Source organism: Olleya sp. ITB9 (genome assembly GCF_001315805.1).
In the GTDB taxonomy this organism is placed as follows: Bacteria; Bacteroidota; Bacteroidia; order Flavobacteriales; family Flavobacteriaceae; genus Olleya; species Olleya sediminilitoris.
Map to the genome: position 1 here is coordinate 24,267 of NZ_BCBW01000026.1, position 6,944 is coordinate 31,210.

Consider the following 6,944-nt stretch of genomic DNA (forward strand, 5'->3'; position numbering starts at 1 on the left):
AACCTTTATATTATGTAGCTGGCTTATAGTCCTTTCCATCTATTACCATTTTAGCGATAATTTCTCTTAAAATTTCAGAGGTACCACCACCTATTGGTCCTAGTCTACTATCACGCAATAGTCGTGCCAATGGATATTCTTCCATGTATCCATAACCTCCTAAAAACTGAAGACAGTCATAAATAGCGTCATCTGCTACTTTAGTAGACTTTAACTTAGACATTGTTGCTTCTTTAACAACATATTCTCCTTTACCTAATCTATCTGCAACTGTATAGTTAAACGTTTTACATATTTGCACATCAGTTATATGATCTGCTAGACGATGTCTTAATGCTTGAAAACGATCTATAGTTTTTCCAAAAGCTGTACGCTCTGACATATACTTCATAGTGTAATCAATAGCAAATTCTGCTCTAGCATGGGCATTTACACCCATTATTAATCTTTCTGAAGCAAAGTGTTGCATAATGTATGCAAATCCTTTATTTATTTCTCCCATTAAATTAGACGCAGGAATAGTTACATTATCAAATGCTATTTCACCAGTATCTGATGCTCTCCAACCTAATTTATCAAGTTTGGTTGCAGACACACCAGGTGTATCTCTATCTACTAAGAAAATACTGATTCCTTTATTACCTAATTCTGGGTTAGTTTTAGCAGCTACTACAAGATAATCACTATACACACCGTTTGTAATAAACGTTTTAGAACCATTAATTACATAGGTATCTCCTTTTTTTACAGCTGTAGATCTCATACCTGCAACATCACTACCACCAAAAGGCTCTGTAATACATAAACATCCAATCATGTCTCCAGCGATACTTGCAGTTAGATATTTTTGCTTTATTGCTTCACTACCTTCAGCTTTTAGATGTGTCATTGCTAAGTATGCATGTGCCCACATTGCAGCAGCAAAACCAGCAGAGTTTATTTTTTGTAATTCTTCAAGTAAAATTACCATATAGAAAATATCCAAATCTAATCCTCCATACTGTTCAGGATAACTGATTCCGAAAAAACCCATATCTCCAACTTTTTTCCAAATAAAGCGTTCAATTTGACCTGTTTTCTCCCATTTATCTATGTGAGGCACGACTTCTTTTGTTAAAAAATCGCGTAAACTTTCTCTAAATAAATTATGCTCTTCACTGAAGTACATATTTCCCATAATACGTTGTGTTATTGTTAAGTCTTAATCTAGACGTAAAGATAACTTAATTATCTGTATTTTATTAACAGGAAAACCGTTAACTTTTGTTAATTCGTCAATGGATTTAAACCCATCACGCAAGGTACGTTCTTCAATTATGTTATGGGCTACTTCATAATCGATATACTTAATAGTTACCAATTGATCTTTAGTAGCTTTATTTAAATCAATTTTGGTTATTACTCTTGGTGTTTTTATGGTAAAATTATTTTTAATATTTTGAATTACTTCTAGTGTTAATCCATACACTTCTTGCAACTCTATAAAACTATGAAACCCGTTTATTTTATGTCTGTATTTTATAATTCGTTGTGAATAGGATGGACCTATACCATATACTTTTTGTAATTGTTCAGCTGTAGCTGAATTTAAATCTAACTTTTGACTTTCAGTTTTTGGTAAATTAGAAAATGATTGACTAAAATTGTTTTGTTTAGGCTTTGGATTAGTTACCCAATCTGGAAATTTAAAGTAAGGTGATATTTTTGCTAATAACGAATCTGAAACCTTTGTTACGGATTGAAACTGATTTACAGAATTAATCCACTTATTTTGTTTTCTGAAGGCTAACAGACGGTCAATTTCTTGATTAGTCATACCTAATGCATACCCTTTATGATCTGAAATAAAGTTAGGGTTAAAAGGATAAATTTTAGGTTTTCGTTTTTCTAACTCGACTGCTTTTAAAGAATCTATTTGATCTATAAATGTACTTATGGTACTATCTTTTGTATTAAACTCTGGATTATTATCCATTAATTTTGGTAACACAAAATGATAAAATATTTGTATTGATATAATAAGTAGTAGTAATAAAAAAATCCCACTTCGTTGTTGTCTTGAAAACTTGAAGTGGGATTTGATATTCATTTTAAATGTTTTTAATCTTACATCTCATCAACTAAATCTGTTGCTCCATCTTCAATAGCGTCTTCTTTTTTATTGATGGCATTCATATATTTAGTTAATTCCTTTTTAATTATTGGTGATAACATAACCACACCAATAATGTTTGGTACAACCATTGCAAATATCATTGCGTCTGAGAAATCAATAACAGCTCCTAAACTTATAGATGCTCCAACTACTACGAAAAATAAGAATAATATTTTATATACTAAATCTGTGATTTTTCCTTTTCCAAATAAGAATACCCAACCTTGCATACCATAGTATGACCAAGAAATCATTGTACTAAAAGCAAATAATATTACTGCAATAGTCAATACAATTGAGAAATGAGGAATAACACTATCAAAAGCAGTTGCTGTAATTTCTACACCTTCTTTAATCTCTACACCATATTCCATGAATCCACCATCAAAGTTAGTAATTACAATTACTAAAGCAGTCATAGTACAAATTACAACAGTATCTACGAATGGTTCTAATAAAGCTACAATACCTTCACTAGCAGGATACTTAGTACGTACTGCTGAGTGAGCAATTGCAGCAGAACCAACACCAGCTTCGTTAGAGAAAGCTCCACGTCTTACACCTTGTATCATAACTCCAATAATACCTCCTAAACCAGCTAAAGGTGTAAATGCACCATTAAAAATAGCTGCGAAAGCATCATCAATTAAAGTAAAATTAGCAAATAATATAATTAAAGCAGCCAATACATAAATACCTGCCATAAATGGTACTACTTTTTCTGTAACAGAAGCAATACGTTTGATACCTCCTATTATTACAATAGCAACTAAAACAGCCATAACAATACCAAAATACATTCCTGCATTTTCTCCTGTTAGATCAAATAACTTAGTAAATTGTGCTGCTGCTTGGTTAGCTTGAAACATGTTACCACCTCCAAAAGATCCACCAACAACAAAAATTGCAAAAAGTACAGCTAGTACTTTACCTATTCCTCCAGCTCCTTTTTCTTTTAAACCTTTAGTCAAATAATACATTGGACCACCATAAACAGTTCCGTCTTCACCTACATCTCTATATTTAACACCTAAAGTACATTCTGCAAACTTAGATGCCATACCTAATAATCCTGCTATAATCATCCAAAATGTTGCTCCTGGACCACCAATTGATAAGGCTACTGCAACACCTGCAATATTACCTAAACCTACAGTTGCCGACAAAGCTGCGGTTAATGCCTGAAAGTGAGACACCTCTCCGTCAGCTCCTTCTTTTTTCATGGTTTCGATTACATCTCCTCCTGGAGTTTGATCTCCATAAAGTGAATCTACACCATGTTTTTCAATATCTTCGTATTTACCTTGCACTACTTTAATCGCTGTTCTAAATCCAGTAAAATTGATAAACTTAAAGTATATAGTAAAAAAAAGTGCACCTCCAATTAACACTAATAATACCCAAGGAATTTTGATTGTATCGGTAAATGGAATTTCCGAAAAAATGCCTTCAACAAACCAGCCTGTATACTTTTTAAATGCAGCATCAATTTGGTCTGCAGTACTACTTTGCGCAAAAGTTAGTATTGGTAATATTAATGTAAAAATCGAGAGAAGATATTTCTTCATAATAAATATTTGTTAGTTAATTTTGAATTAAGATTAGCAAGATGCAAAAAAATGATGAATTTTTAAAAGAAAAGCTGTTAAATACCTATTTAATCTAAACTAAAAATAGTATTTAATTTCTGAATTTGTTCTGGCCTACCAAGTACAATAACTTTTGAGTTGGGTACTAACTTGAGTTCGGCTTCTGGGTTTACAATATATTCGCCATGACCATTTTTAAAACCAATAACAGTGCAACCTGTTTTGTGACGTAAGTCTAAATCTTTTATTGTTTTAATACCTGAATCGGGATTATACAATTTTTCAACCTGAACTTCCTCTATATTAATGTTAGCTTCTCCAACAATAGCTAAATTATCTATAAACTCTATTAAGTCTGGAACCACTACTAGGGATGCCATATGGTCACCACCAATTCTGTCTGGTAAAATTACATTGTTAGCTCCAGCTAATTTTAATTTATTATAAGATGTTTCTTGAGAAGCACGACTAATAATTCTTAGATTTTTTTTCATTTGCCTTGCAGATAACACAACAAATAAGTTGTCTGCGTCATTTGGCAATGCAGAAATCAAAGTACTAGCTCTTTCAATACCTGCTTGTAGTAAAATTTCATCTTCATTAGCGTTACCTAATATAAATGGAGTGTTATCGTCTTCAAATTTTTCAATAGTTTCTTTATTTTTTTCAATAATAACAAAAGGTCTTTTGTGAGCTAACAATTTGGTAGCTGCTTGCTTTCCGTTTCGACCATAACCACAAATTATGATATGATTGTTAAGTGCATCAATTTTTTTCTGCATTTTCTTTTGTTTTAATTCTTCAAGGTTACTTTTACTTAAAATAAATTCGGTAATAACAGATAGTGCATAACCTAAAATTACAACACTATTTAATATTAAAAATATCGTAAAGATTTTTGCGACATCATCTAAAGGTTGTACTTCTCCAAAACCAACGGTTGTAATTGTAATTACAGTCATATACAAAGCGTCTACCCAACTGTAATTAGACATCATTCTAAACCCTAAAACACCAACTAATAAAAGTAGTAATAGTAGTGAAATAGCTGTATAAATTTTAGATCTATATAAAGTAATTAAAGGATTGGTCATATGGTTTTAAAGATCAAAAACTGAAGATCGTTTTGTGTAAATAATATCTTTAATGCGCATCCAAAAGGCTAAAAACAAATATAATGCAAAGCCAAAACCTAAGGTTGCAAACGTCAAATACATAAAACTAGTACGTACTACTTTGGCTCTTATACCTAAACGATCTGCAATACGTTGACAAACATGATACCCACGTTTTTGAAAATAATGTATTGGTTTGTATAAAAATTGCATACTGCAAGATAATTAATTTTGCGTTAGTATAGAATTACCAATTACACATTTTAAGCACATATTTTTGTCACAATAATTATTTTTAAGTTGAATTAAAGCCTGACTTTGTAATGCAGATTCTGATTTTACTTTTAAAACTTTAAACTTATCTACAATGCTGTTTTTTTCTGGCTTTAATTGCTCTATAAGCTTAATAATTATATCGTCAATAGCTTTACCTTGTTGCTTTGCATAAGAGAATTTAAGCGGAATGATTGTATTTATTAACAGTAAGTCTATAAAACTTTTGGTGATTTTCTTTTTACTAGTTTTTGAAACTTTATCAAATGTGTAATGATCTTCCCAAAAAGTTGATGTTGACACAGAGAATAGTTTATAAATATCGGTTAAAGTATCTAATGCTATGACTTTTGAAAACAAATTTTGATGCACATGATACAGATTTGCTAATTGTGACAATCTAATGGTTGGAAAATTTGGTGGACGTAATCTAAAAAACTGAAACGGAATGACACCTTTATTATCTAACCCAAATTTTTGCTTTAAAAACGCATAATCTTTTTGAAGGTTTATATAATATGCCTCTTGAACATCTTTGTCCAACATATTAGCTTGGCCAAAAAATAAAGCCTCTAAACTTTGTAAATTATTTTGTTGCTTTCTGACTATTGAAAAATCAATACTATTTGCTAAACTTAAAAACGCATCACTATTGACTTTTAATCCAAAGTTTTTAGCAAGTAATTTAAACAATACTGCTTCAAAATTATTGTTAGATGTTTTCAGTAAGACTTCAATATCTTTTGACTTACGTTCTAAACGTTCAAAAAACAAGCGTTCTAACCAATTATTAACTTTAAAAGAATCTACTTTTGGGATAGTATTTTCGCAATTAATCCAGGTTTGATTTTTATTAAATAATTTATAATAATTATTTAATGCTCTTACTGAGACATAGTCCCTAAGTTGGATGGTTGGTATTAGAGTGTTATTTTTACGGAATACTTCTGTATCATGCTCCCAAACGACATGTAATATTACGTTGTCATAATTAGGATCTACTTCATGATTATGTACAAACCAATCGCTAGATTTAATGTGTATCTCTATATTCCCTGCCCAAAGCTGATTATCAATAGTAATTTGACCGTTAAAAAAATCAGGTCCAGAATGCTGGTTATGCGCACCTATTGAATTAATTAATAAGGCTTCATTATTAGTAGTTTTTAAGTTTTGAGTATCAAACTTTTTAAACTTCCAGAGATAATGTAAAAAATCTTCTTGCATGTTTAAATGTAAGACTAGTGATTGATATTTACAAATTAGCAGAATAATTTGTAAGAAAAAACCTTTTACAATTGCAGAAATTGATTTAATAACATTAATTATTCATAACCATTTAATTGATTAAATTAGACTAATATTTATTAACACTATATTTATACTAATATGCATTTAACCAAAAAACATTATTTATTTATAATTTCACTATTTATGCAAATTAGTATGTTTGCTCAAGACAATTTTGATATCGTTTTTGGAGAAACTTTTACTATTAAAAACAATACTATTACTAATGTTGGTTATCAAAATGAATTTATAACTATTGAATTAACGGATTTAATTGAAGAATGGTGGTATGATGCACCTCCTGAAGATAAAAACCGTAAATATCACTCTGATATACAATACACGTTAAAAATAACATTTGATGACATTGAAAAACAATTCAGTTTTTATCGTTCTGAAATAAAACAAGACAATCTATACACTATAAAGCTAGATGGCTATAAAATAATAATTATATCTGATAAATATAATAACACCTCTGGATCCATTACAATGAAAATTATTAAGTAGTTAAATAAAAAA

General features: G+C 30.2%; 7 protein-coding genes. 1 reads left to right on the forward strand and 6 read right to left on the reverse strand.

Features of this window, described 5'->3' with window-relative positions; genetic code table 11:
• Positions 1-10 precede the first annotated feature (10 nt).
• The 6 genes from ITB9_RS07570 to ITB9_RS07595 form a co-directional block, all read right to left on the reverse strand.
• Complete coding sequence (locus ITB9_RS07570) at positions 11-1,177, reverse strand: acyl-CoA dehydrogenase family protein (protein ID WP_054851747.1); 1,167 nt, start codon at positions 1,175-1,177, stop codon at positions 11-13.
• Between the two features lie 24 nt (positions 1,178-1,201).
• Entirely contained in the window at positions 1,202-2,089 is an 888-nt protein-coding gene (locus ITB9_RS07575) for a helix-hairpin-helix domain-containing protein (protein ID WP_054851748.1), read from the reverse strand.
• Positions 2,090-2,106: 17 nt separating this feature from the next.
• The gene (locus ITB9_RS07580; protein WP_028290308.1) at positions 2,107-3,723 is read right to left on the reverse strand and encodes a sodium:alanine symporter family protein; all 1,617 of its coding nucleotides are present in this window, start codon (positions 3,721-3,723) and stop codon (positions 2,107-2,109) included.
• 89 nt (positions 3,724-3,812) lie between these two features.
• Positions 3,813-4,838, reverse strand: a complete 1,026-nt coding sequence (locus ITB9_RS07585; protein WP_054851749.1) for a TrkA family potassium uptake protein — start codon at positions 4,836-4,838, stop codon at positions 3,813-3,815.
• Between the two features lie 6 nt (positions 4,839-4,844).
• Positions 4,845-5,072 carry a PspC domain-containing protein gene (locus ITB9_RS07590; protein ID WP_028290310.1) on the reverse strand — a complete coding sequence of 76 codons (228 nt, stop codon included), beginning with the start codon at positions 5,070-5,072 and terminating at the stop codon, positions 4,845-4,847.
• Between the two features lie 12 nt (positions 5,073-5,084).
• A complete protein-coding gene (locus ITB9_RS07595; RefSeq protein ID WP_054851750.1) occupies positions 5,085-6,359 on the reverse strand; it encodes a DUF2851 family protein in 1,275 nt (424 codons plus the stop codon).
• A gap of 207 nt (positions 6,360-6,566) precedes the next feature.
• On the opposite strand from ITB9_RS07595, the gene ITB9_RS07600 reads away from it, so the two are divergent.
• Positions 6,567-6,932: a hypothetical protein gene (locus ITB9_RS07600; protein ID WP_148638406.1), complete on the forward strand. Its 366-nt coding sequence runs from the start codon at positions 6,567-6,569 to the stop codon at positions 6,930-6,932.
• Positions 6,933-6,944: the final 12 nt, after the last annotated feature.